The sequence below is a fragment of the Mesorhizobium sp. M0340 genome (assembly GCF_040321535.1).
Classification (GTDB): domain Bacteria; phylum Pseudomonadota; class Alphaproteobacteria; order Rhizobiales; family Rhizobiaceae; genus Mesorhizobium.
Window position 1 is genome coordinate 269,169 of record NZ_JAMYRR010000004.1, and the last position, 23,993, is coordinate 293,161.

29 protein-coding genes are annotated in these 23,993 nt (G+C 63.6%); 7 read left to right on the top strand and 22 right to left on the bottom strand.

Annotated features, from left to right (window positions below; genetic code table 11):
• Position 1: 1 nt before the first annotated feature.
• The 9 genes from NKI79_RS08060 to gcvA form a co-directional block, all read right to left on the bottom strand.
• Complete coding sequence (locus NKI79_RS08060; protein WP_352800889.1) at positions 2–1,588, bottom strand: FGGY-family carbohydrate kinase; 1,587 nt, start codon at positions 1,586–1,588, stop codon at positions 2–4.
• On the bottom strand, positions 1,585–2,268 hold the full coding sequence (locus tag NKI79_RS08065) for an HAD family hydrolase (RefSeq protein WP_352800891.1): 684 nt from the start codon (positions 2,266–2,268) through the stop codon (positions 1,585–1,587). The genes NKI79_RS08060 and NKI79_RS08065 overlap by 4 nt, the downstream gene beginning before the upstream one ends.
• Before the next feature lie 15 nt (positions 2,269–2,283).
• A complete protein-coding gene (locus NKI79_RS08070) occupies positions 2,284–3,762 on the bottom strand; it encodes a mannitol dehydrogenase family protein (RefSeq protein ID WP_352800893.1) in 1,479 nt (492 codons plus the stop codon).
• Between the two features lie 70 nt (positions 3,763–3,832).
• On the bottom strand, positions 3,833–4,603 hold the full coding sequence (locus NKI79_RS08075) for an L-iditol 2-dehydrogenase (protein WP_352800895.1): 771 nt from the start codon (positions 4,601–4,603) through the stop codon (positions 3,833–3,835).
• Positions 4,600–5,604, bottom strand: coding sequence for an ABC transporter ATP-binding protein (locus NKI79_RS08080; protein WP_352800897.1), 1,005 nt, complete (start codon positions 5,602–5,604; stop codon positions 4,600–4,602). Before NKI79_RS08080 ends, NKI79_RS08075 begins: the two co-directional genes overlap by 4 nt.
• Before the next feature lie 51 nt (positions 5,605–5,655).
• Positions 5,656–6,480, bottom strand: coding sequence for a carbohydrate ABC transporter permease (locus NKI79_RS08085; protein WP_352476993.1), 825 nt, complete (start codon positions 6,478–6,480; stop codon positions 5,656–5,658).
• A gap of 11 nt (positions 6,481–6,491) precedes the next feature.
• Positions 6,492–7,364, bottom strand: coding sequence for a carbohydrate ABC transporter permease (locus tag NKI79_RS08090; RefSeq protein WP_031195183.1), 873 nt, complete (start codon positions 7,362–7,364; stop codon positions 6,492–6,494).
• 114 nt (positions 7,365–7,478) lie between these two features.
• On the bottom strand, positions 7,479–8,789 hold the full coding sequence (locus NKI79_RS08095; RefSeq protein ID WP_254815834.1) for an ABC transporter substrate-binding protein: 1,311 nt from the start codon (positions 8,787–8,789) through the stop codon (positions 7,479–7,481).
• A gap of 214 nt (positions 8,790–9,003) precedes the next feature.
• Positions 9,004–9,915 (bottom strand): transcriptional regulator GcvA, encoded by a 912-nt coding sequence (gene gcvA, locus NKI79_RS08100; RefSeq protein WP_352476992.1) that lies wholly within the window; start codon positions 9,913–9,915, stop codon positions 9,004–9,006.
• A gap of 110 nt (positions 9,916–10,025) precedes the next feature.
• On the opposite strand from gcvA, the gene NKI79_RS08105 reads away from it, so the two are divergent.
• Positions 10,026–10,211, top strand: coding sequence for a hypothetical protein (locus NKI79_RS08105; protein ID WP_254815832.1), 186 nt, complete (start codon positions 10,026–10,028; stop codon positions 10,209–10,211).
• A 76-nt stretch (positions 10,212–10,287) separates the two neighbouring features.
• On the opposite strand, the gene NKI79_RS08110 is transcribed toward NKI79_RS08105, so the two are convergent.
• Entirely contained in the window at positions 10,288–11,247 is a 960-nt protein-coding gene (locus NKI79_RS08110; protein ID WP_023722533.1) for a sugar-binding transcriptional regulator, read from the bottom strand.
• 362 nt (positions 11,248–11,609) lie between these two features.
• Between NKI79_RS08110 and NKI79_RS08115 the strand changes: the two genes are divergently transcribed.
• Positions 11,610–12,242: an HAD family hydrolase gene (locus NKI79_RS08115; RefSeq protein ID WP_352476991.1), complete on the top strand. Its 633-nt coding sequence runs from the start codon at positions 11,610–11,612 to the stop codon at positions 12,240–12,242.
• Positions 12,243–12,264: 22 nt separating this feature from the next.
• On the opposite strand, the gene NKI79_RS08120 is transcribed toward NKI79_RS08115, so the two are convergent.
• From NKI79_RS08120 to ureC, 7 genes are all read right to left on the bottom strand, one after another.
• Positions 12,265–13,032: a class II aldolase and adducin N-terminal domain-containing protein gene (locus NKI79_RS08120; protein WP_254815830.1), complete on the bottom strand. Its 768-nt coding sequence runs from the start codon at positions 13,030–13,032 to the stop codon at positions 12,265–12,267.
• Positions 13,033–13,113: 81 nt separating this feature from the next.
• On the bottom strand, positions 13,114–13,755 hold the full coding sequence (gene ureG / locus NKI79_RS08125) for an urease accessory protein UreG (RefSeq protein WP_254815829.1): 642 nt from the start codon (positions 13,753–13,755) through the stop codon (positions 13,114–13,116).
• The gene (locus tag NKI79_RS08130; RefSeq protein ID WP_352476988.1) at positions 13,752–14,192 is read right to left on the bottom strand and encodes a DUF3995 domain-containing protein; all 441 of its coding nucleotides are present in this window, start codon (positions 14,190–14,192) and stop codon (positions 13,752–13,754) included. The genes ureG and NKI79_RS08130 overlap by 4 nt, the downstream gene beginning before the upstream one ends.
• The gene (locus tag NKI79_RS08135) at positions 14,189–14,878 is read right to left on the bottom strand and encodes an urease accessory protein UreF (protein WP_352476987.1); all 690 of its coding nucleotides are present in this window, start codon (positions 14,876–14,878) and stop codon (positions 14,189–14,191) included. The genes NKI79_RS08130 and NKI79_RS08135 overlap by 4 nt, the downstream gene beginning before the upstream one ends.
• The gene (gene ureE, locus NKI79_RS08140; RefSeq protein WP_352476986.1) at positions 14,871–15,455 is read right to left on the bottom strand and encodes an urease accessory protein UreE; all 585 of its coding nucleotides are present in this window, start codon (positions 15,453–15,455) and stop codon (positions 14,871–14,873) included. Before ureE ends, NKI79_RS08135 begins: the two co-directional genes overlap by 8 nt.
• Positions 15,456–15,511: 56 nt before the next feature.
• Entirely contained in the window at positions 15,512–16,105 is a 594-nt protein-coding gene (locus tag NKI79_RS08145) for a hypothetical protein (protein ID WP_352476985.1), read from the bottom strand.
• Positions 16,106–16,152: 47 nt separating this feature from the next.
• Positions 16,153–17,865: an urease subunit alpha gene (ureC, locus tag NKI79_RS08150; protein ID WP_502899780.1), complete on the bottom strand. Its 1,713-nt coding sequence runs from the start codon at positions 17,863–17,865 to the stop codon at positions 16,153–16,155.
• 179 nt (positions 17,866–18,044) lie between these two features.
• Here ureC and NKI79_RS08155 point away from each other — a divergent pair, with 179 nt between their 5' ends.
• Entirely contained in the window at positions 18,045–18,428 is a 384-nt protein-coding gene (locus NKI79_RS08155) for a hypothetical protein (protein ID WP_023677006.1), read from the top strand.
• Positions 18,429–18,554: 126 nt separating this feature from the next.
• On the top strand, positions 18,555–19,049 hold the full coding sequence (locus tag NKI79_RS08160; RefSeq protein ID WP_352476984.1) for a hypothetical protein: 495 nt from the start codon (positions 18,555–18,557) through the stop codon (positions 19,047–19,049).
• A 26-nt stretch (positions 19,050–19,075) separates the two neighbouring features.
• Here the strand turns inward: NKI79_RS08160 and NKI79_RS08165 are convergent, their stop codons facing one another.
• The 5 genes from NKI79_RS08165 to NKI79_RS08185 are packed head-to-tail and all read right to left on the bottom strand — an operon-like array spanning position 19,076 to position 21,468.
• Positions 19,076–19,381: an urease subunit beta gene (locus NKI79_RS08165; protein ID WP_352476983.1), complete on the bottom strand. Its 306-nt coding sequence runs from the start codon at positions 19,379–19,381 to the stop codon at positions 19,076–19,078.
• A 7-nt stretch (positions 19,382–19,388) separates the two neighbouring features.
• Entirely contained in the window at positions 19,389–19,982 is a 594-nt protein-coding gene (locus NKI79_RS08170) for a HupE/UreJ family protein (RefSeq protein WP_352801090.1), read from the bottom strand.
• A 35-nt stretch (positions 19,983–20,017) separates the two neighbouring features.
• Positions 20,018–20,275 (bottom strand): DUF1272 domain-containing protein, encoded by a 258-nt coding sequence (locus tag NKI79_RS08175; protein WP_352800901.1) that lies wholly within the window; start codon positions 20,273–20,275, stop codon positions 20,018–20,020.
• A gap of 19 nt (positions 20,276–20,294) precedes the next feature.
• Positions 20,295–20,597, bottom strand: coding sequence for an urease subunit gamma (locus NKI79_RS08180; protein WP_023677011.1), 303 nt, complete (start codon positions 20,595–20,597; stop codon positions 20,295–20,297).
• Positions 20,598–20,625: 28 nt separating this feature from the next.
• Positions 20,626–21,468: an urease accessory protein UreD gene (locus NKI79_RS08185; protein ID WP_502909794.1), complete on the bottom strand. Its 843-nt coding sequence runs from the start codon at positions 21,466–21,468 to the stop codon at positions 20,626–20,628.
• 202 nt (positions 21,469–21,670) lie between these two features.
• Here NKI79_RS08185 and NKI79_RS08190 point away from each other — a divergent pair, with 202 nt between their 5' ends.
• The 3 genes from NKI79_RS08190 (at position 21,671) to NKI79_RS08200 (ending at position 23,979) form a co-directional block, all read left to right on the top strand.
• A complete protein-coding gene (locus NKI79_RS08190; protein ID WP_023677013.1) occupies positions 21,671–21,925 on the top strand; it encodes an acyl carrier protein in 255 nt (84 codons plus the stop codon).
• Positions 21,926–21,929: 4 nt separating this feature from the next.
• Positions 21,930–23,138 carry a beta-ketoacyl-[acyl-carrier-protein] synthase family protein gene (locus NKI79_RS08195; RefSeq protein WP_254815821.1) on the top strand — a complete coding sequence of 403 codons (1,209 nt, stop codon included), beginning with the start codon at positions 21,930–21,932 and terminating at the stop codon, positions 23,136–23,138.
• A 136-nt stretch (positions 23,139–23,274) separates the two neighbouring features.
• The gene (locus tag NKI79_RS08200) at positions 23,275–23,979 is read left to right on the top strand and encodes a glutathione S-transferase family protein (protein ID WP_352800903.1); all 705 of its coding nucleotides are present in this window, start codon (positions 23,275–23,277) and stop codon (positions 23,977–23,979) included.
• Positions 23,980–23,993 lie beyond the last annotated feature (14 nt).

The following is a 23,993-nucleotide window of genomic DNA, read 5'->3' on the forward strand; positions in this document are numbered from 1 at the left end:
CCTATATGATCGCGTCCAGCGCCCGCCTTTGCCTGTGCATTTCGAGGAACACGCGGTAGTCGCGGTCGAACCGGCCGGCGGCAGCCGGATTGGGCTCTCGCGTCCTGCCGCCTTGCTGCATGGCAACGCAGGCGGCATTCAAATCGGGAAAAAGCCTGGCCGCGGTGGCGGCAATCATGCCGGTGCCGAGCAGCACCGCCTCGTCCGCCAGCGGCTCGACCACCGTGCAGCCGGTGGCGTCGGCATAGAGTTCCATCAACAGCGGGTTCTTGGTGTGGCCGCCGGTGACGTGCAGCGTGTCGATCAGATAGCCGTTTTCGTTCAGTGCTTCCAGCACATGGCGGACGCCAAGCGCGATGCTGACGGCGGTGCGCCAGTAAAGCTTGCACAGGCTGTCGAAGGAGGAATCCAGCGTCAGTCCGCTGATGACGCCGACGGCATGCGGGTCGGCAAGCGGCGAGCGGTTGCCATGGAAATCCGGCAATACATGCAGCCTTGCGGCGAGGTTGCCGCCCTCGGCGGCGCGCAGCTCGGCGACGCGGCGGGCGATCCTGGCATGCATGACGGCATCCGGCTCGCCGCCGGCGCCATGCCAGCGGATGATGTGATCGAGCAGCGCTCCGGTGGCCGACTGGCCGCCTTCCGACAGCCAAAGACCGGGAAGCGCTGCGCCATAATATGGGCCCCAGACACCGGCGAAAGGCTGCGGATCGGGCGACATCGCCATGACGCAACTCGACGTACCGGCAATCAGGGCCAGATGGCGGCCGATGTTCGTCGCGTCACCTGCGAAACCGCCGAGCACGCCGAGCGCGCCGGCATAGGCATCGATGACGCCGGCGCCGACCCGGCATTTTTCGGTGAGGCCAAGCTCCGCCGCGACTTGCGCGCTGAGCGGACCGATATCTGCGCCGACCGGGCTCGCCTTGTCCGGCAAATTGCCGTGCTCGAAAAGGTCGTCGAGCCCGACCGCTTCGAAGAAGTCGCGCCGCCAGCCGGTCGCTTCATGGGCCAGATAGGTCCATTTGGCGGTCAGCGTGCATTGCGAACGGGCGAGCGAGCCGGTCGCCTTCCAGGTGAGGAAGTCGGTGAGGTCGAATAGGTAGCCGGCTTCGTTCCATGTTCCGGGCAGGTTGCGCTTCAGCCACATCAGCTTCGGCGTTTCCATTTCCGGCGACATGACGCCGCCGATATAGTCGAGCACGGCGTGGCCGCTTTCGGTGCATTCATCGGCCTCGGCAATTGCGCGATGGTCGAGCCAGACGATGGTGTCCCAGCGCCTTTCGCCAGTAACGGACACGCTGAGCTGGCCGCCATGCCGGTCCCGCACCACCAGCGAGCAGGTGGCGTCAAAAGAGATGCCGACGATATCCTCAGCCTTCACGCGCGCCTTTTCGCGGGCAGCGCGCACGGCACTGCACACCGCCGACCAGATATCCTGCGAATCGTGCTCGGCGTGATCGGCCTTCGGCCGTTGCATGGCGATCGGGTGCTCAGCGCGGCCGAGCAAGGCGCCACCGGTGTCGAGAATGCCGGCACGGGCGCTTCCGGTGCCGACATCGACCGCGCAAACGAAACTGTTGGTCAAGGTGTTCTTGCTCTCGCTCCCAGGCCTGCAATCAGATCGGGCAATTGCAGCATGTCAGCGAATATAAAGTCCGGCTCACTCGACGCAAGCCGAGCTTTCAAGGCCGGGTTGCCGGTGTGCGAGCCGCCGGTGAAGGCAAGGACGCGCATGCCGGCCGCCCGCGCCGCTTCGATGCCGGCCGGGCTGTCCTCGACGACGAGGCAGTTTCGCGGGGCCGCTCTCATTTTATCTGCTGCATGGAGAAAGAGATCGGGCGCCGGTTTGCCCCGCGCCACCATGGCAGCGCTGAACAGATGCGGCTCCAGCAGCCCAAGCAGCCCCGTAACCTCGAGCGCATAGCGGATGCGCTCCAGCGTGCCGGAGGAGGCGACGCAGCACGGCACGCCGAGCTTCGGCAGGACCTGTGCGATGCCTGGCATCGGTTTCAGCTCCTGGCGGAACTTGCGCATCAGTTCGGAGCGCATCTCGGTCAGATGCTGGTCGGTGAGATCGAGCCCGAAGTCGCTTGCGAGGATTTCGCGGACGCTCTTCATGCTCTTGCCGAGGAAGTGCTCGTAGGCAATGTCCTCGCTGACGTTGCCGCCGGCAAGCGCGATCATCTCCAGCAATGCCGAGACGGACAGCATCTCACTGTCAACCAGCACGCCGTCACAGTCGAAAATGACCAGTTCAGGCGCCATCGCGCTGGATCGGCTTCAGAGGTCGCCGGCGAGATAGCGCGTCAGTGTCGCGCGCGCGCCGTCCGCCCACAGCGATTTGAGCGCATAGGCGAACGCTTCGGCGAAGGGCGGCGAGCGGCCGACATCGCCATAGATGTCCTCCATGGCAAGCCAGGCGCCAGGCATGTCCCTGGCCGCCTTGGCCGTCGACTGCAACCGGCCCCAGTTCGGGTCGTTGGGCTCGGTGACGGCGCCGGAATCCGTCGTGCCGAAGCAGTAGCGACACCAGAGCGCAGATTCCAGCGCCAGGCCGGTGACGCTTTTGCCAGCCTTCAGCCGGTCGGCGATCGTCGGAATGATGAATTTCGGCTGGCGGTTGGAGCCGTCGAGGCAAAGCCGGCGTATGGTGTCGCCGATCTTCGGATTGGAGAAGCGGTGCTCGATGAGCTGGAAGTAATCTTCGAGGTCGGTGTCCGGAACCGGCGGCACGGTCGGGATGATCTCATTATGCTCGAGCTTGTCAAGGAAGCCGCGTACCAGCGGCTCCTGCATCGCCTCATGGACGAAATGGATGTCCATCAGCCCGGCCGGATAGGCGATGGTCGCATGGCCGCCATTGAGGATGCGGATCTTCATCAGCTCATAGGGCGCGACGTCGCTGACGAACTGCACGCCGACCTTTTCCAGCGGCGGGCGGCCGTCGGTGAAACGGTCCTCCAGCACCCATTGCTTGAACGGTTCGCAAAACACCGGCCAATTGTCGTCGAGGCCGAACTCGCTGGCGAGAATGCCGCGCTCGCGGTCGGTGGTGGCCGGCGTGATGCGATCGACCATGCCATTGGGAAAGGCAACCTTCTCGCTCACCCAGTTTGCCAAACCTTCGTCGATCAGCCGCGCAAGGCCGATGACGCCATCTGAGGTGACATGGCCGTTATGGGGGATGTTGTCGCAGGACATGACGGTGAAGGGCACGATACCGTCGGCGCGGCGGCGTAGCAGCCCGGCGAGGATGAGGCCGAAGACGGTCTTCGGCGTCGCCCCCGGCTCAGCGTCGGCAACGATGTCGGGATGTGTCGGATTGAAGACGCCAGAAGCCGGATCGATGAAATAGCCGCCCTCGGTGATAGTCAGGGAAACGATCTTGATCGCCGGATCGGCAAGCCGCTCGACAATTGCGATCGCGTCGCCAGGCACCAGGAAGTCGATCATGACGCCGGTGACGCGCGCGCTCATATGGCCGCTGTCCTGCTCGACCACGGTGGTCAGCCAGTCCTGCTCCTGCAGCTTGCCGCGGCCGACCTTCTCGCCCTCGAAGACGCCGGCGCCGACGATAGCCCAGTCGTGGCCAACACCCGAGTTGAACAGGTCGTCGAGGTAGACGGCCTGGTGCGAGCGATGGAAATTGCCGACGCCGAAATGCACGATGCCGGCCTTGAGCGCGGCGCGATCGTATTTCGGGCCGGCGACCTTGGGCGGCAGCTTGGCCAGGATAGAAGAAGAGAGTTTCACGGTCATCTGCTTTACCCTTTAGCGGGACGGCTCTTCCCCCCGTGGAGGAGACGGGGAGAAGAGCGCCTTCGCCCCCTCAACTCATCCACTGGCCGCCATCGACATTGTAGGTCTGGGCGACGATGTATTCGGCCTCATCGCTGGCCAGGAACACCGCCATGCCGGTGAGGTCTTGCGCCGTGCCCATGCGGCCATAAGGCACGGCTTCGCCGACCAGTCTCTTCTTCTCGCCCCTCGGCCGGTTCTCGAACTTGGCGAACAAGGCATCGACATGATCCCAGTGCTCGCCGTCGACGACCCCCGGTGCTATCGCGTTGACATTGATGCCGTGTTTGATCAGGTCGAGCCCTGCCGACTGGGTGAGCGAGATGACCGCCGCCTTGGTAGCGCAGTAGACGGCGACCAGCGCCTCGCCGCGGCGTCCGGCCTGGCTTGCCATGTTGATGATCTTGCCGCCCTTGCCGCGGGCAATCATAGAACGGGCGGCGGCCTGCAACGTAAACAGCGTGCCGGCGACGTTGACCGAAAACAATTTGTCGTAGCTTGTCTTGGTGATCTCGACGATCGGCGCCAGGTCGAACAGGGCGGCGTTGTTGATCAAGATATCGAGGCCGCCGGTCCTGGTTTCGACCGTCTTGACGGCCGCATCGATCGACGCGAGATCGGTGACGTCCAGCATCACCGCGTAGGTATTGCGGCCGATTTCCGAAGCCGCCTTCTCGGCAGCCTCGAGATTGATGTCGCCGATGGCGACGGTCGCCCCCTCTCGCATGTAGGCTTCGGCAAACGCCCTGCCGATGCCGCGCGCCGATCCGGTGATCAGCGCCGATTTACCCCGGAGCCTCATTGCAGCATCGCCTTCCCATCGGCGCCGAAACGATGCAGCTTGGCCTTGTCCGGCGTCAGATAGATCGTGTCGCCGTGATGGGCGGCCAATTCGCCGTCGGCACGCACCGTCAGCTGCCCGACGCCATCCGCCTGGACGTGCAAAAACGTGTCGGAGCCGAGACGCTCGGCAACGCCGACCGTCGCCTTCCAGTCGCCTGACGTCTTCGAAATGTTCATATGCTCCGGGCGGATGCCGACTGTCTTGGCGCCATATTTGGCGGCCGGCGCGCCTTCGATCAGGTTCATCTTCGGCGAACCTATGAAGCCGGCGACGAACAGGTTCTTCGGCGTCTTGTAGAGCTCCATCGGCGAGCCGACCTGCTCGATATTGCCGGCATTGAGCACGACGATCTTGTCGGCCATGGTCATCGCCTCGATCTGGTCGTGGGTGACGTAGACCATGGTGGTCTGGAGCTGGTGGTGCAGTTCACTGATCTCCAGCCGCATGGTGCCGCGCAGCGCCGCGTCGAGATTGGACAACGGTTCGTCGAACAGGAAGGCCGATGGCTGGCGGACGATGGCGCGGCCGATGGCGACACGCTGCCGCTGGCCGCCGGAGAGCTGGCCGGGGCGGCGGTCGAGGTAGTTGGTGAGGTTCAGGATCCGCGCGGCGTCCTTCACCTTCTTGTCGATGGTCGCCTGGTCCTCGCCCGCCATCTTCAGCGGGAAGGCGATGTTCTTGGCCACCGTCATGTGCGGGTAGAGCGCATAGGACTGGAACACCATGGCCAGCTTACGCTTGGCCGGCGCCTCGCCGGTGACGTCGCGGCCATCGATGATGATGGTGCCGCCGCTGGTATCCTCCAGACCGGCGATCAGACGCAACAGGGTGGATTTGCCGCAGCCCGACGGACCGACGAAGACGACGAACTCTCCGTCCTCGATGACCAGGTCGAGGCCGGGGATGATGGACGTCGCCCCGAAGGATTTGGAGACGTTCTTGAGCGTGATGTTTCCCATGGTTTCCTCCCCCGAAGGGCTATCTTTTCGTTTTGCGTCAGGCGATGCCCGCTACTTTACCGCACCGAATGTCAGGCCTCGGACCAGCTGCTTCTGGCTGAACCAGCCCATGATCAGGATCGGCGCGATCGCCAGCGTCGAGGCGGCCGAAAGCTTGGCCCAGAACAGCCCCTGCGGACTGGAGAAGGAGCTGATGAAAGCGGTGAGCGGCGCTGCCTCGGTGGTGGTCAGCCGGATCGTCCAGAACGCCTCGTTCCAGGCGAGAATGATGTTGAGCAGCATGGTCGAGGCGATGCCGGGCACCGCCATCGGTGTCAGCACGTAGATTATCTCGTTCCACAGCGATGCGCCGTCCATGCGCGCCGCTTCCAGGATCTCTCCCGGGATCTCGCGAAAATAGGTGTAGAGCATCCAGACCACGATCGGCAGGTTGATCAGCATCAGCATGACCATCAGGCCGATGCGGCTGTCGAGCAATCCGGTGTCGCGGAAGATCAGATAGATCGGAAACAGCACCGCGACGGCCGGCATCATCTTGGTGGAAAGCATCCACATCAGAATGTCCTTGGTGCGTTTGCCCGGCGAAAACGCCATCGACCAAGCCGCCGGTATGGCGACGAGCAGAGCCAGGACGGTCGAGCCGACCGAGAGGAACACCGAGTTGAGGAAGAATTTGAAATAGCCGTTCTGCGCCTGGACCTCGGAATAGCTCTCCATGGTTCCCGACGGGAACAGGTTGAAGCCCTGGATGGCCTCCTGCTCCGACTTGAACGAGGTGATGATCGTATAGAGGATCGGGAAGAAGATCAGCAGGGCGACGATCCAGGCGGCCGCGGTCGCAATCGTCTTGTGCCGGGTGGTGACTGCACGTGCCATCTTATCCTCCCTTATTTGTCCAGGTTCTTGCCGACGGCGCGCATGGCGAAGAAGGCGACGATGTTGGCGAGAATGACGGCGATGATGCCGCCGGCGGACGCCTGGCCGATTTTGAACTCCAGCAATGCCTTCTGGTAGACGAGGAAGGGCAGGTTGGTGGAGGCATAACCCGGGCCGCCATTGGTGGTGACCAGGATCTCGGCATAGACCGACAGCAGGAAGATCGTCTGGATCAGGATGACGACGGTTATGGCGCGCGACATATGCGGCAGCGTCAAATAGATGAAGCGGCTGATGAAGCCGGCGCCGTCCATTTCGGCGGCTTCCTTCTGCTCGCCGTCGAGCGACTGAAGCGCGGTCAACAGGATCAGCGTCGCAAACGGCAGCCACTGCCAGGCGACGATGATGATGATCGCCAGGAGCGGGTGCTGCCCGAACCAGTCGATCGGCTGCCCGCCGAAGAAACGCGCAATATCGGCGAAGACGCCGTATTGCGGATGCATGATCATGTTCTTCCAGACAAGTGCCGCCACCGGCGGCATGACGAAGAACGGCGAGATGACGAGGATGCGGACGATGCCTTGTCCCCACATCGGCTGGTCGAGCAGAAGGGCCAGCAGGATGCCGCCGATCACCGTGATCAAAAGCACGCTGACGACGATGGTGAGCGTGTTGAGGATCGACTGCAGGAATGCCGGGTTGGAATAGAACAGCGCGTAATTCGAAAACCCGACGAAGCCGTCGCGCATCGGATTGAGTGGGTTGTACTGCTGGAAGGAGAACCACAGCGTGAATGCCAGCGGCACAATCATCCAAACCAGCAGCAGCACCACGGATGGCGCCATCATGAAGCGGGCAAGCGAACGGGTCTGCTGAGTAGCCATGACGGTCACCCTTCGAGGTCGGCCAAGTTTTTCAGCGGCGTAAAGTTGGCCGCCCGAACTGGGATTCGGGCGGCCCGTGCCGGCTGCCATGGGCAACCGGCACCGGGAGGCGCCTTATTTGATGTACCCGCCCTCGGTCATCGTCGCGGTGGCGGCGTCCTGTGCCTGCTTCAAGGCGTCGTCGACGCTCGTCTGGCCGGCAAGGGCCGCCGAGAAGAGCTGGCCGACGGTGGTGCCAAGGCCCTGGAACTCAGGAATGGCGACGAACTGGACGCCGACATAAGGCACCGGCTTGACGGTCGGGTGCGTCGGATCGGCGGCGTTGATGGAATCCAGCGTCATTTTCGCGAAAGGCGCCGCCTTCTGGTACTCCGGGTTGTTGTAGAGCGAGGTGCGCGTTCCGGGCGGAACGTTGGCCCAGCCTTCCTTTGAAGCGACCAGTTCGAGATAGTGCTTCGAAGTCGCCCAGGAAACGAACTTTTGAGCGGCGTCGGCCTTCTGCGTGCCGGCGGGGATGGCCAGCGACCAGGCCCACAGCCAATTGCCGCGCTTGCCGAGGCCATTGTCCGGGGCCAGCGCATAGCCGACCTTGTCGGCGACGGTCGAGTTCTTCGGGTCGGAGACGAAGGACGCAGCGACGGTAGCGTCGATCCACATGCCGCATTTGCCCTGCTGGAACAGCGCCAGGTTTTCGTTGAAGCCGTTGGACGACGCGCCCTCGGGGCCGTCGGCCTTCATCAGGTCGACATAGAACTGCAGCGTGTTCTTCCATTCGGGCTGGTCGAATTGCGGCTTCCAGTTCTCGTCGAACCAGCGCGCGCCGAAGGAGTTCGACATGGCGGTCAGGAAGGCCATGTTCTCGCCCCAGCCGGCCTTGCCGCGCAGGCAGACGCCGTTCACGCCGTTGGCGCGGTCGGTCATCTTGTCGGCGGCCTGCTTGATGAAGTCCCAGGTCGGTGCATCGGGCATTTTGAGCCCGGCCTTGTCCATCAGGTCCTTGCGGTACATGACGAAGGAGCTTTCGCCGTAAAACGGCGCTGCGTAGAGCTTGCCGTCGACCGACAGGCCGCCGGCTATGGCCGGGATGATGTCCTTGACGTCATAATCATCACCGAGCTTGTCGAGCGGCAAAAGCCAGTTCTGCTTGGCCCAGATCGGCACCTCATAGGTGCCGATGGTCATCACGTCGTACTGGCCACCCTTGGTGGCGATGTCGGTGGTGACGCGCTCGCGCAGGACGTTTTCCTCGAGCGTGACCCACTGCAGCTGAATGTCGGGATTTTTGGCGGTGAAGTCGTCGGTCAGCTTCTGCATGCGGACCATGTCGCCATTGTTGACCGTGGCGATGGTGATGGATTCGGCATGCGCGGCGAAAGCGAGGGCGCTGGCCGAGAACAGGCCTAGGGTGAACGTGCGAAGTTTCATCAAAATTCCTCCCATAAACCAAGATGAGCATTTGCCTTGGCTGTGGGCAATTACTCACTTGCGATGAAATATGTCAAGACGGAATCGTTGCTGCAGCGCAGCACGCCGGGTCTCGTGCGGCGACAAGCCGGGACGTTTGCGGCATGTCTGACGAAGAATTTCAGCCGGGCTGATTGGGCCCGGAGCTTTGCTGTCGGGCTTGCTGGGATTCAGCCTATTGGCAAGCGATCTCGCTCAGGATCCAATCGCGGAAGGCGCGGATCTTCGGCACGTTGCGCCGCGCCGTCGGATAGACCAGCCAATAGGCGTGGCCGTCGTCACCGACCAGATGAAAGGGCTGGATCAGGCGGCCGTCGGCAAGTTCGGCCTTGAACAGCGCCTTGGTGACGATCGCCACGCCGTGGCCGGCAATCGCGGCATTGGCCTCATAGGCCTGCGCGCCCATGCTGGTGCCGGGGCGCTTGGCCAGTTCCTCGACCGGCAGGCCGGCGGCGGCAAACCAGTCCCGCCACCAGATGTCGCCCGGGTCGAGGATCGGCAGCCGCAGCAGGTCGGCCGGCTCCTTGACGCCGCCGATGCTTGCCGCGAGCTTTGGACTAAGGACCGGTGTGAAATCGGCCCTGAAAAGCATATGGGTCTCGACGCCCGGCCAGTTGCCGCCGCCGGAGCGGATGGCGATGTCGATATCCTCTCTGGCAAAGTCGACAACCCTGTTCGAAGTATCGACGCGCACCGCCAGCGACGGATGCGCGACCTGGAACGAACCGAGATGCTGGGCCAGCCAATTGGAGGCAAAGGTCAGCAGCGTCGAAACGCAAAGCACGCCGTCGGCGCCGGTGCGCGCGGCGGCATAGGCGCCGCTCAACAGCGCGAATGCTTCGCTGACCGCGGGCGCCAGGCGTTGGCCGGGTTCGGTCAGCACGATCTGTTTTGGCTGGCGCAGGAACAGGGGCGCACCGATGCGCTCCTCCAGAAGCTTGATCTGATAGCTTGCCGCCGCCTGCGTCATGCCAAGCTCCTGGGCGGCCTTGGTGAACGAGAGATGCCGCGCCACCGCTTCGAATACCCGGATCGCCTGAAGCGGAGGAAGCTGCGAAACCAGCTGTCGTGAATTGAGCTCCGGCATAAGCCCTCCTTATGGGCAGTGATCGACGTTTGATTGGCGGCACCGGCCGGGCCTACCGATATTCCGTATTGAAGATCAACTACGCCTAGAGATAGCGAAGGCTGACGATCATGACCACAATACAGGAAAAGCTGCTTCTTGCTCCAGCCCATGGCTGGTTTTCACGGCTGGCGCGGGGATTGGCAAGGCACGCGGCGCGGAAACGGGCCTATCTCGACGTCCGGGAGCTGCCGCCGCATCTGCAGCGCGACATGGGCTTTCTCGACGGCAACGATCCATGCGGCCGGCACCAGTAGTGACGCTCGTTTTTATCAGGGATTCAGATGCGTTTCGATTTCACATGATCGTTTCCGACCGCCAGCGGCTCGGAGATCATGCGCCCGCTAGCAAGGCGGCGGCGGTCCGCTCATCGGTGATCAGGCCGTTGACCAGCCGCCGGTTGACGGCGGCAAAGATGCCCGGCAGCTTGCGGTCGCCCATGGCAAGCGCGATCACCAGCGACTTTTCGCGCGACGGCAGCGGTGCCGACGACACCCGATCATTGGTAATACCCTCGATCATACGGCCGTCACGATCGAACACCCAGCCGACGATCTCGGCGACGCCGCCGGCCTTCTGCAACGCCTTTAATTCACCCTCCGAAATGAAGCCGTCCTCGTAAAGCGGCGCCTTCGGGCCGAGATCGCCTATGCCGACAAAGGTGACGTCGGCCTCGGCCGCAAGCGCCAGCGTCGGCTGGATCATCGGCTGGCTCAGCAGCATCTCGCGCTCCTCCGGCGAGGAGGCGATGACCGGCAAAGGCATCGGAAACGAGCGCGCCTTGACCCTGTCGGCCATGGTGAAGATGACGTTGTAGAAGGCGGCCGAGCCGTCCGGCGAGATGTTGCCGGTCAGCGACACCACCTTGTGCTGCGGACATTCCATCGGCGGCAGTTGCTCGATCGCGGCCTTCAGCGTGCGGCCGGTGCCGATCGCCATGACGATCGGCGTCGGCGACCGCAGCCGCCGTTCGATCTCGGCCGCCGCAGCCTCGGCGACGCCGATGACGGTGGAGGAAGAGGAAGGGTCGCTGGGCACCACCTCGACCAGATCAAGCGCAAAGCGCGATTTCAGCCGTGCCGCAAGATCAAGGCAATTGGCGATCGGATGGTCGACGCGCACCTTGATCAATCCTTCGGAGACTGCGAGCGACACCAGCCGCTGCGCCGTCTGGCGGGAGATGCCAAGCGTGGCGGCGATCTGGTCCTGGGTGTTGCCGGCAACGTAATAAAGCCAGCCGGCGCGCGCCGCATCGTCCAGCCTGTTGCCGCCGCTATCCTGCCGCGAATTCAAGTTCCTGCCTCCCAACCCCGCCGGGCATAAGAGGCGGAGCGCCGTAGTTTCGCAGGGAATGAACTTGCGCGCAATTGCCTATTGCAAGAGCAATTGCTTAGGGCTGAGACTTGGGTATTTGGAGCGAAGTGGCGGGTCGACCCAGTCTCGTCGCAACAGCAAGGCTGTGGAGGTCGCATAATCTCGGTCCAAAGCGCGTCGCGTTCAATCGGGCTTATGCGATGCGCTTTAGACTCTTGCTTTCTATGCATGTCCGTATCGCAAAACCGCTGCACACTGTTGCGCGACATGCATTAGCGGGGACGCCGCGGTTTATCTCCCGCGCCAAACGCTTTAAGGGATTTTTGAGAATGGAGCCTTGCATGACGCCGAAAGCGGTTTTCTGGGATATGGACGGCACGCTGGTCGACAGCGAGCCGCTGCACGAAGCGGCGCTGATCGCGGCGCTGCACAGTGTCGGCATCGTACCGCCGGCCGACCTGCATGACCGCGTGCTCGGCATCGCCGCATGGCCGGTCTACGAAATGCTGCGCGACGAGTTCGGCCTCGACCTGCCTTTCGACGACTGGATCGTGCGCAAATACGATCACTATCTGCCGATGGCCGAAACGCTGACGCCGCGCAGAGGCGCGATCGAGATCTTCAACGAGCTGCGCGCGGTTGGCATACCGCAAGCGGTGGTCTCCAACTCGGACAGGCTGATCGTCGATGCCAATCTGCGCGCCGTCGGCCTCGTCTATCCCGGCATGAAGACGGTCAGCCGCAACGACGTGCGTGAAGGCAAGCCGCATGCCGAACCTTTCCTGCGCGCCGCCTGGCTGGCCGACGTCGATCCCGCCGAGGCCGTGGCGGTCGACGACAGCGTGACCGGCGCCACGGCGGGGCTGGCAGCGGGAATGAAGACGATCTTCTGGCCAGAAGCGCCCATGGAGGGGCCGCCGGGGGCGATAATCATCAACAGCGCCGACGAATTGCGAGCCGAACTCGGGCTTTAAGCCAGGCCCGGCGGGACCGCGCTCAACTCCGGTAGGCAGGCTCCTGCTCGTCGAGGATCGCCTTCAGTTCGGAAAGGTGGCGTTCGGCCTGGCCGGGATAGTCTTCCTGTTCCCTTGCCGCCTTTTCGGCGATCTCATCCGACAGTACCCGCAGCGGCCGCCCGGTCCACAGCGCCTTGATATAGGTTTCGGCGGCGCGCTCGAAATAGAACATGCGGTTGAAGGTGTCGGCGACGCTGTCGCCGATGACCAGCACGCCATGGTTGCCCATCACCATCACCTTGACCTTCGGGTCGACAAGAAGCTGCGAGCAGCGCTCGCCCTCTTCCTCGAAGGCCAGCCCGCCATAATGAGCGTCGACGACATGGCGGTTGAAGAAGATTGCCGAGTTCTGGTCGACCGGCGGAAGCGTCGAGTCGGCGAGCGAGGCAAGCACGGTGGCGTGGATCGAGTGGACATGCATGACGCAGCGCGCATGACGCACATTGCGATGAATGGCACCATGCAGGCCCCACGCCGTCGGATCGGGCGCATTCGGGCCGGAGAGCGTGCCGGGATCGTTGGCGTCGATCAGAAGCAGATCGCTCGCCTTGATGCGCGAGAAATGCACCTGGTTGGGATTCATCAGGAATTGCGAACCATCGTCGTTGACGGCCAGTGAGAAATGATTGGCCACCGCCTCGTGCATGTTGAGCCGCGCCGTCCAGCGGAAGGCGCAAGCGAGGTCGACGCGCTCCTCATAGAACGGCAGGTTGGTCAGCACTTCCTTCTGCAGGCGCGTGATGCTCATCGTAAACCTCCGTGAAAGAAGCAAGGATGCCGCGCGGCTGGAACACGCGCAACCGGTTTCGTTTGGTACAGGCGAGCGCCGTTATGCCGCCGTGCTGGTGGCCGCGCCGACCCGAAGCCCGCCATGCTCGACGATGAAATCGATCACCTCCTGCAGCCCCTTGCCGCGCGACAGGTCGGTGAAGCCGAACGGCCGCTTGCCGCGCATGCGGGCAGCGTCGCGTTCCATGATGTCGAGATTTACGTTCACATAGGGCGCAAGGTCGCTCTTGTTGATGACCAGGAAATCGGACCGGGTGATCGCCGGTCCGCCCTTCCTCGGGATCTCCTCGCCCTGGCAAACCGAGATGACATAGAGCGTCAGGTCGGCAAGATCCGGCGAGAAGGTGGCGGCGAGATTGTCGCCGCCCGATTCGATGAAGACGATGTCGAGATCGGGGAATTTTCTGGTCATCTCGGCGATCGCCTGCAGATTGATCGAGGCGTCCTCGCGGATGGCGGTGTGCGGACAGCCGCCGGTCTCGACGCCGACGATGCGATCCTCGGGCAGGGCCTGCAACCTGGCCAGCATCATGGCGTCTTCCTTGGTGTAGATGTCGTTGGTGACGACGGCGATCGAAAACTCGTCACGCAGTGCCTTGCAGAGCTTTTCGGTAAGCGTCGTCTTGCCCGAGCCGACCGGGCCGCCAATGCCGATGCGAAGAGGACCGTTGGGCGATATCATGCGGGGAACTCCGTGACGGCAAGAATGGCGAAGGCAAGCCCGATCAGCAGGCACAGCGGCGAATAATAACGCAGATCGAGCCGCGCGAAAGGCTGTTCGGGCGTCAGCCGGCGCCACCAGGGCGTGAAGCCGGCAATGCCGCGCGCCAGGAAAACCAGCGCGATGAGCAGCGACGTGGCGGCAAGCCCGGCTTTGGGAAACGGCGTGGCAAAGATGCCCTCGAGCGCCATCGGCCACAGTGTCGCCAGGCCAAGGCAGGCGGCAACGGCGAAGCTGGCGAAGGGTGCCGGCATCTCGTCGACGCCATGAAAGCCGATGACCGCACGAGCGCAGGAGGCGGCGTCCCTGCCCGGCCAGATGCCGCCAATGCCCCAATAGACATGCAGTGCTGTGATCAGCAGCAGGACGAGCGAGACGGCGAAAGCGAGGACGATCATGAGCGGAACAGCCGCGAATACTGGGCCTCGTGCTTCATCGCCGTGATGTCGGAGATAAAAGCGCAGCCGCCGAGATCATCGAGGGTCGAGCCGGCAGCGCGGTCGGACGTAGCCAGGGCAAGCGGCTCGAAGCCGGCGAGCAGCGCGGTGGCGCCGGTCTGGCCGACGGCGCCGAGCCGGATCGCGGCCTGAACAAGGTTGGAGAAGAAGGCCTGCAGGAAGGCGGCCAGGGCGTCCCGCAGCGAAATGCCGTGATCGCCGGCAACAGCGCCGACGGCAACGCAATAGGCACATTCGGTCGGCAGGCGATCCAGCACCTGGCACGGCCAGGCGGAGGCTGCTTTCAGGAAAGCGGCGCCCTGCAGCATCGTCTCGGTATGACGCTCGCGCGAGCCTGCCAGAGCTTCGGCAAGGGCGACGATTTCATCGAGATCGCCGGTTTCGCGCGCCCTGCGCCAGCTTTCGGCAAACAGCACCGCATCATTCCAGCCCGAACCCATTTCGACCAGCGTTTCCAGCCACGCGGCGAGGTCTTTGCTGTCGGCAACCAGCCCGGCATGCACGGCTTGTTCCAGGCCATGGCTGTAGGAAAAGCCGCCGACCGGGAAGGAAGGCGACAGCCACGCCATCAGCCGCAACAAAGCAATATTGGAAGGCTGGGCAACGCTGGAAGGCCGGTCAGTCATGGTCATGGTCGTGCGAATGGCTGTGGGAATGCGAATCGCTATGGCTATGGGAATGCGCTTCGGCGTGGCTGTGCGCATGTGCCTCGGCATGGGCATGGCCGTGCCCGCCAAGCGCGGAATAGGCGCCGCGCACCGGCTTGAACGGTTCGGAGACGTCGCTCACAATGGCGCCCAATCCCTCCAGCATCGCCTTGATGACATGGTCGCGCAGGATGAGGATGCGGTTAGCCTCGATGGCGGCGGCGAGATGGCGGTTGCCGATGTGCCAGGCGAGCTCGGCGAGATGGATCGGGTCGCTGCCCCTGATATCGTAGAGCGGCTCTTCGGCCGCGATGATCTCGATGTGGCGGCCATCCTCCAGCACCAGCCGGTCACCATGGTTCAACGTCACCGGTTCGGGCAGGTCGACCAGCACCTTGTCGCTACCGGCCGTTTCGATGGCACGACGGCGCAGATGCCGCTCGTCATGGGCAAGCACCGCCCGGTCGTATGGCGTGGTGGTTCCGGCTTCGCCTGCGGCCAGGACGGCGACGGCGCGCGGGAATTTGGTGAAGTCGGTGCGAATATCGAGCTTCATGTAAAAACTGCCTCTCCCAAAAGCCTAGCCTATCGCGTGCGCCGCCCCAATGGCGCTCAAACGATCGTGTCGAAGAGCCGCATGATAAACGATACCTGATAGACGAGCGCGCCGGCGACAAAGGCGATGTGAAAGCGGCGGTCGCGCAGCAGGACCGCAATGACGCAAAGCGCGACGAAAACCGGCGTGCGGATCAGATATTCAACGCCGAAATGGGCGAAATGCGCCGGCCCTTTCAGCAGCGTGTCGACCACGTCGAGCAGATAGGTCGCCGCCAGCAGGCCGAAGAACCAGGCCCGGCGCGAATAAAAGAAATCCTCATAGCTGGTGTAGTCCAGCATCGAGTCCGGAAACAGCAGCGCGCAGAGCAGGAACAGCGTGACGGCGTAGAAGATGATGAACAGGTATTTGCCGAAGGTCCAATTCTCGATCTGGAACAGGCCGAACTCCCACCACCAGAAATGCACCAGCATCAAAAGCACCGACGCAACCCAGGCGAGATGCACGGGATAGAGCCGGTACTGGCCGGGATGCTGGACGATGCGGGCGAGCCCCGACAGCAGGCGGGTGACGCCAAGCCCGATCACCATGCCCAGGACAATGCGGATATGCGGGAAGATGTCGTGGGCGTAGGGGAGTTGCTGGTCCATAGGCCTGGCGCGGCATGTTCTACATCGGTCGTTCTAACGCCTAGGGTTCAGAACAGGAAGTAGCGTTGCGCCATCGGCAGCACCGTTGCCGGCTCGCAGGTGAGCAATTCACCGTCAGCGCGGACCTCATAGGTCTCCGGGTCGACCTCGACATGCGGCGTGGCGTCGTTGAGCACCATCGAATGCTTGCCGATGCCGCCGCGGGTGTTCTCGACGGCCACCATCTGCTTGTCGACGCCGAGCCTGCCGCGCAGGCCGGCGTCGAGCGCGGCCTTCGAAACGAAGGTCACCGACGAATTGGTCATCGCCTTGCCGTAGGCGCCGAACATCGGCCGATAGTGCATCGGCTGCGGCGTCGGGATCGAGGCGTTGGGATCGCCCATCGGGGCGGCGGCGATCATGCCGCCGATCAGCACCATGTCCGGCTTGACGCCGAAGAAGGCCGGGTTCCACAGCACAAGGTCGGCGCGTTTTCCGACCGCCACCGAGCCGATGTCCTTCGACAGGCCATGCGCGATGGCCGGATTGATGGTGTATTTGGCGATGTAGCGGCGGACGCGGAAATTGTCGTTGTCGCCGGTCTCCTGCGGCAGCGAACCACGCTGGCGCTTCATCTTGTCGGCGGTCTGCCAGGTGCGGATCGCCACTTCGCCGACGCGGCCCATGGCCTGGCTGTCCGACGAGATGATCGAGAAGGCGCCGATGTCGTGAAGAATGTCTTCGGCGGCGATGGTTTCCTTGCGGATGCGGCTTTCGGCAAAGGCGATGTCTTCGGGGATCGACGGCGACAGATGGTGACAGACCATCAGCATGTCGAGGTGCTCGGCCAGCGTGTTGACCGTGTAGGGACGCGTCGGATTGGTCGAGGACGGAATGACGTTGGGCAGACCGCAGACCTTGATGATGTCAGGCGCGTGGCCGCCGCCGGCGCCTTCGGTGTGGAAGGCATGGATGGTGCGGCCCTTGATCGCCGCGACCGTGTTTTCGACGAAGCCGGACTCGTTCAGCGTGTCGGTGTGGATCATCACCTGCACGTCGTAATCGTCGGCGACCGACAGGCAGCAGTCGATTGCAGCCGGTGTCGTGCCCCAGTCCTCATGCAGCTTCAGCGAGCAGGCGCCGGCGAGCACCATCTCCTCGAGCGCGGCAGGTAGCGACGCGTTGCCCTTGCCCGACAGGCCAATATTCATCGGGAAGGCGTCGAAAGACTGGATCATGCGCGCCAGATGCCACGGCCCCGGCGTGCACGTGGTCGCCAGCGTGCCGTGCGCCGGGCCGGTGCCGCCGCCGAGCATGGTGGTGATGCCCGACATCAGCGCTTCCTCGATCTGCTGCGGGCAGATGAAGTGGATATGCGCGTCGAAGCCGCCGGCGGTCAGGATCTTGCCTTCGCCGGCGATGATCTCGGTGCCGGGACCGATGATGATGGTGACGCCGCCTTGGGTATCCGGATTGCCGGCCTTGCCGATCGCGACGATGCGGCCGTCCCTCAAGCCGATGTCGGCCTTGACGATACCGGCGGTGGCATCGACGACCAGCGCATTGGTGATGACGGTGTCGACCGCGCCTTGCGCGCGTGAAACCTGGCTCTGGCCCATGCCGTCGCGGATGACCTTGCCGCCGCCGAATTTCACCTCCTCGCCGTGAACGGTGAGATCCTTTTCGACCTCGATGAACAGCTCGGTGTCGGCGAGCCGGACTTTGTCGCCAACGGTCGGGCCGTACATCTGCGCATAGGCGGCGCGGGTGATTTTAGCCATCAGCAATTGCTCCCGAAATACAGCCCGAAAATACCGCTTGTCGAAGGCGGGCCCCACATTGCCGCCATCCTATGATCACGCAATGACCCGCTGAGCGACACTTTCCGATCCCATTTGGCGTTTGAGGTGGCCGGGCCACCCCAAAACGACCATTTGCCAATCGATGGAAAGGAACATCCATGCGCAAAACGACCCTTTTGGCAGCCGCCGCCACGCTGGTGCTCGCAACCGCCGCCAGCGCCCAGCAACAGCCTGCGCAGCAGCCCAGTCCGGCGCCGGCCGCGCCTGCTCCTGCCGCGCCCGGAGCGCAGCCACAGGCGCCCACCATCCAGGCGATCAACGTCGTCGACATCAAGGATCTGCCGGCGGACACTCAAGCCAAGGTCAACGAGGTGATCGCCAAGCGCAGCGACGCCGATCTGCAGAAACTGCGCGGCTCGATCGACGCGACACCGCAGGTCAAGTCCGCACTCGAAGCCAAGGGGCTCACCTCGGCGCAGGTGATCGCCGCCAGCATGAGCACCAATGGCGCGCTGACGCTGATCACCAAGAAAGCGAGCTGACGAGACAAGGCGGCGGGCCGGCGCCCGGTCAGCCCGCCGCATCGCAAAGGGAACCTTCACGGGGGACGTTTCGTTTCGGTCCTGTCGCCCTGACACAAGCCTCGAAAAGGACCCTGAGAACGAGCGATGGCGATCACCACCTTCTCCGACACCAGATGGCTGCATGGCATTGCCGCGACCGCGTTTCTGGCAGCCAGCATTCCGCACGCCGCGCTGAACGCGCAGAGCCTCGACAGCGCCGAGACCGTCAACCGGATCGTCGGCTCGGAGGTCGGCCAGGAAGAGACCAAGACAAATGCGGAAGCCGGCAAGGTCAGCTCGGCGATCGACCGCACGCGTGAGAACATCGCTGCCGTGCGAAAGACATCCAAGCTCGACAAGGTCGATATCGTGTTTCTTACCGACGCCGCGCGCACCGAAGGCGGCCCGCCGCCGGCGATCGAAAGCAAGGTCAGGCAACATCGGGACGACATTGCCGAGCTGCGCAAGGAGATCGAGGCGAACGCATTGCTGTTCAACGCTATCGACTCGCGGCGAGTGCAGACCGAGGACGTTCTGGCGGTTGAATTCGACGATTCGGGAAAGGTCGTCATCTATGCGGCGGCCAAGCCGCCCGGCTGAGCCGAAACTGCTCGACGCCTTCGATCTCACAGCTTGCCCATGATCTTCTGCTGAAATCCGTAGACCTCGCGCTTGCCGCCGAACGGCACTAGCGTAACATCGCGCTCCTGGCCGGGCTCGAAGCGCATCGCGGTGCCGGCGGCGATGTCGAGGCGCATGCCCCGCGCCTTGTCGCGATCGAATCTCAGTCCTTCATTGGTCTCGAAGAAATGATAGTGGCTGCCGACCTGGATCGGCCGGTCGCCGCTGTTGGCCACCTTCATGGTGACCGTCGGCAGTCCCTTGTTCAGTTCGATCTCGCCGCTTGCCGTGATGATTTCGCCGGGGATCATCACGGCCTCACAGGATGCCGAAGGCGAGGCCGGCGCCAATCGCGGCACAGGCGGCGCCAGCGGCGCGGGCAAGCCCACTGAAGCGCCAGCCGAGGCCGAGACCAGCCGTGATGCCGACGGCATGGAGCAACCCGGTGGCAACGGCAAAGCCTGCGGTATAGCCAAGCCCAGCGGCATTTTCAGGCACCTCGGTGCCGTGGGCGTAGCCATGGAACAGCGCAAACAGGCCGATGACGGCGACGCCGGCCGAGACGGGAAGATCGACGGCGAGCGCAACCAGAAGCCCAAGTGCCACGACGGACGCCAATATGGCCGGCTCGACGAAAGGCATCGGCACATGCAGCATACCGAGCGCGCCGCCGGCCAGCATGACGCCGACGAAAGCCAGCGGCCATGCCCAGATCGCCTTGCCGCCCCTGAGCGCCGCCCACAGGCCGACGACAATCATCACCGTCATATGATCGAGGCCGGAGAGCGGGTGGGAGAAGCCGGCGGTGAAGGACGAAACCTCGCCGACGCCGACATGGGCATAGGCTGGCATAGCTGCCGCCAGCATCAGGACCGCCGACAGTGTCGTGCATTTCATCGTAGCGGAGATCATCGGCGTAGCTTCCATCTTCGAGATCATCATGCCTCTCACGCCGCCTTGCGGGCCGGACCGCAGCCTTCTGCCTTGAGGACGCGCTTGGTCGAGGCCGGATATTTCATCAGCAGCGCTGCCGGACGGATCGGGCGGGCCGAGAAGTTGCCGCCGCAATTCGGGCAGGCGCCGCCGAGCACGTTTTGTGCGCAGTCGGCGCAGAAGGTGCATTCGAAGGTGCAGATCACCGCGTCCGTCGCATCGGGCGGCAGATCCTTGTCGCAGCATTCGCAGTTCGGACGCAGCTGAAGCATTTTCCTCTCCTTGGCGGTCTTATCTAATCGGCTCGTGCACGGTCACCAGCTTGGTGCCGTCTGGAAACGTCGCCTCGACCTGCACATCGTGGATCATTTCGGCAATGCCTTCCATCACCTGGGCCCGGGTGACGACATGGGCGCCGGCCTCCATCAGCTCGGCGACGGCGCGGCCGTCCCGGGCACCCTCGACGACGAAATCGGTTATCAGCGCGATCGCTTCCGGATGGTTGAGCTTGACGCCGCGTTCGAGCCGCTTGCGGGCCACGATCGCCGCCATGGCGATCAGCAGCTTGTCTTTCTCCCTCGGCGTCAGATTCATGCGTTTTCCTGCGGTGGTACAATCGAAATCAGAGTGACCATAATTTGGGCAGGCCCGCCCGTCCGTTGAGCAATTCGACAAGCGGCACCAGCCGCTTGCGGAGCTGGTAGCCGTCCTCGGCGAACAGCCGAGCAAGAAGCTTGCCAGATTTCCGCACGCTCCAGAAACTGACGCCGCCCTGGCCGCCGACCATGGCCCGGGCCGGCTCGAGCAAAGCTTCTGCCCGCGGCGACACCATTAGCAGCGTCGCCACCGCGATGCCGCCGCCGGCAACCGCCGGACGATTCAAGGTAGCGGCAATATCCGGCCCGATGCGAAACTCCTCGGCGTGAATCAGCGCCCCGTCGTGGCGGACGCGCCAGCGATCATGGAATTGGCCTTGCGAAGCCCGTTCACCCATGGCCAGGCGGCCGAAGACGGTAGCTTCCAGGATCAGCGCATCGGCTCCGGCGGCAAGCTCCACCTCAAGCGTGCGGGCAAAGGCCGAGCGGTCGAAGACGATGGTTTCCTGCGGCAGCCAGGCAATGTGGCCGCCTTCGCCGACGCTCAGCTGCACCCGCACTTCGGCGCGGTCGGATGCGGCGCGGTAGATTTTCTCGCAGGCCTGCGTCGTTATCGTTGCGGACGCGCCGGCACCGACATCGACCTCCCAGGCGAGACGGTCGCCACCGGTCAGCCCGCCAGCGGTGTTGATCAGGACGGCTTCGAGCGGATCGGCCGAGACTGCCGGCATGCGGATCTTGGCCGAGCCGTCCTGGTACAGGCGCCGAAGACGCGTGCGGCCTCCGTTCCAGTCGCAGCCAAGCCGTGCAACGCCGGCAACGCGCTGGGCCGGCGGCACTGAGGTCAAGCTATATGCGATCGTGTCCACGACACCAACGTTAAGCACTGCGGCGGCTTTGTCGATATATAGCTTGTTGCTTGACAGCGTTTCGGTTTCTATAGAGGGAGCCACCTTGGTACGGTCACCGGCGCCTGGCGGGGGTAAAAGGCGACGATGACGACGTAATCGAGGACAAAAGGGGCGCTGATCAGTTGGCGTCGGGAAACGACAGAGTTGGGGAAGAAACCGAATGGCTGACCAGCTGGCAAACGATATCATCGCCAAGATCAAGGCTCATGCCGAGCCGGGCGGCGAGGAAATCACCACCAGTACCGAACTGACCGCGCTTGGCATCCATTCGCTGGAACTGACGGAGATCATCTTCGACCTCGAGGAAGAGTATGGCATCGAAATCGAGATGAACACGGTCGATGCCTGGAGCAATCTGAAGAATGTCGGCGACATGGTCGAGGCGGTTCGCGCGCTGATCGCGAAAAAAGCCTGACTGAATGCACAAGCGCATCGTCATCACGGGCATCGGCGGGTTATGCGGCCTCGGCACCAATGCACCGGCAATCTGGAATGAGATGCGCGCCGGCCGTTCGGCAATCGGCGCGATCGACAATCCGCTGCTGCATGATCTGAAGGTCAAGGTCGGCTGCGAAATCAAGGCGCTTCCCGAGCACGGCATCGACCGCAAACAGGTCGTGTCGATGGACCGCTTCAGCCTTCTGGCGACGATCGCCGCGCGGGAGGCGGCACAGCAGGCGGGATTGAACCCGCACGCGGCCAACACCTACCGGATGGGCACCATCGTCGGCGTCGGCGTCTGCGGCTGGGAGGCAATCGAAGAGAACTATCGCGCCATCCTGCTCGAAGGAAAGAACCGCGCCGGCATCTTCACCGTACCGAAAGTAATGCCGGGCGCAGCAGCCGGCCATGTCAGCATGAATCTTGGTCTGCGTGGACCGGTGTTCGGCATCACCTCTGCCTGCTCGTCATCCAACCACGCCATTGCCTCGGCGGTCGATCAGATCAGGCTCGGGCGGGCCGACGTCATGGTCGCCGGCGGCACCGATGCGCCGCTGGTCTGGGGCATCCTCAAGGGCTGGGAGGCCCTTCGGGTATTGTCGCCGGACACCTGCCGGCCGTTTTCGGCCGACCGCCAGGGGCTCGTGCTCGGCGAAGGCGCCGGCATGGTGGTGCTGGAAACGTATGAGCATGCCATGGCGCGCGGCGCCGCCATCCTTGCCGAAATCGCCGGCGTCGGCCTTTCCGCCGACGCCTCCGACATCGTCGCGCCAACTATCGAAGGGCCTGAGGCGGCGATGCGCTTCTGCCTCGTCGATGCCGGGCTCAATCCGGAGGACGTCGACTATCTCAACGCGCATGGCACCGGCACCAAGGCCAACGACCAGATCGAGACGGCGGCCATCAAACGCGTGTTCGGCGACCATGCCTACAAGCTTTCTGTCTCCTCGACCAAATCGATGCATGCCCACTGCCTCGGCGCATCCGGCGCGCTGGAAATGATCGCCTGCGTGATGGCGATCCGCGAAGGCATCGTGCCGCCGACCGCCAATTATCGGGAAGCCGACACCGACTGCGATCTCGACATCACGCCGAACGTGGCACGCGAGCGCGCGGTGCGCACCGCAATGAGCAACAGCTTCGCCTTCGGCGGCACCAATGCGGTGCTGGCGGTCAAGGCCGTGTGACCACACCCTTTGCGGGCCTTTCACCGGGGCCGGTGAAACTTTCCATGCGCATATTGATCGCGCCAGGCGTCGCGCCTAACTCTCTGCGACCCGCCATGACCGTGCCGCTCGGCGCGGTCCCCGACCAGGAGTTTCGATGACCGATCTGTCCGCGTTTCCGATCGCCAGGCGCTGGCCGGCGAGCCACCCCGACCGCATCCAGCTTTATTCGTTTCCGACGCCGAACGGGGTGAAGATATCGATCGCGCTGGAGGAACTTGGCCTGCCCTACGAGCCGCATGCCGTCGACATCGGCAAGAACGAGAGCTGGACGCCGGAATTCCTGTCTTTGAACCCGAACGGCAAGATCCCGGCGATGATCGATCCGGACGGCCAGGGCGGCAAGCCGATCGGCCTGTTCGAATCCGGCGCCATTCTGCTCTATCTCAGCGACAAGACCGGCAAGCTGGTCCCGGCAGACGCAACGCTGCGTTACGAGACGATCCAGTGGGTGTTCTTCCAGATGGCTTCCATCGGGCCGATATTCGGCCAAGTCGGTTTCTTCCACAAATTCGCTGGGCGCGAAATCGCCGACAAGCGCCCGCTGGAGCGTTATCGCGACGAGTCGCGACGGCTGATCGGCGTCCTCGAAACGAGGCTCAAGGGCCGCAGCTGGATCATGGGCGACGATTACACCATCGCCGACATTTCGATGCTTGGATGGGTGCGCAATCTGATCGGCTTTTACGAGGCGCGGGACCTCGTCGGTTTCGACGATTTCCCCGGCGTGGGCGCATGGCTAGAGCGTGGCCTTGCCCGGCCGGCGGTGCAGAGGGGCCTCACCATTCCCGCCAGAGCCTGATCAGAACCCTGACT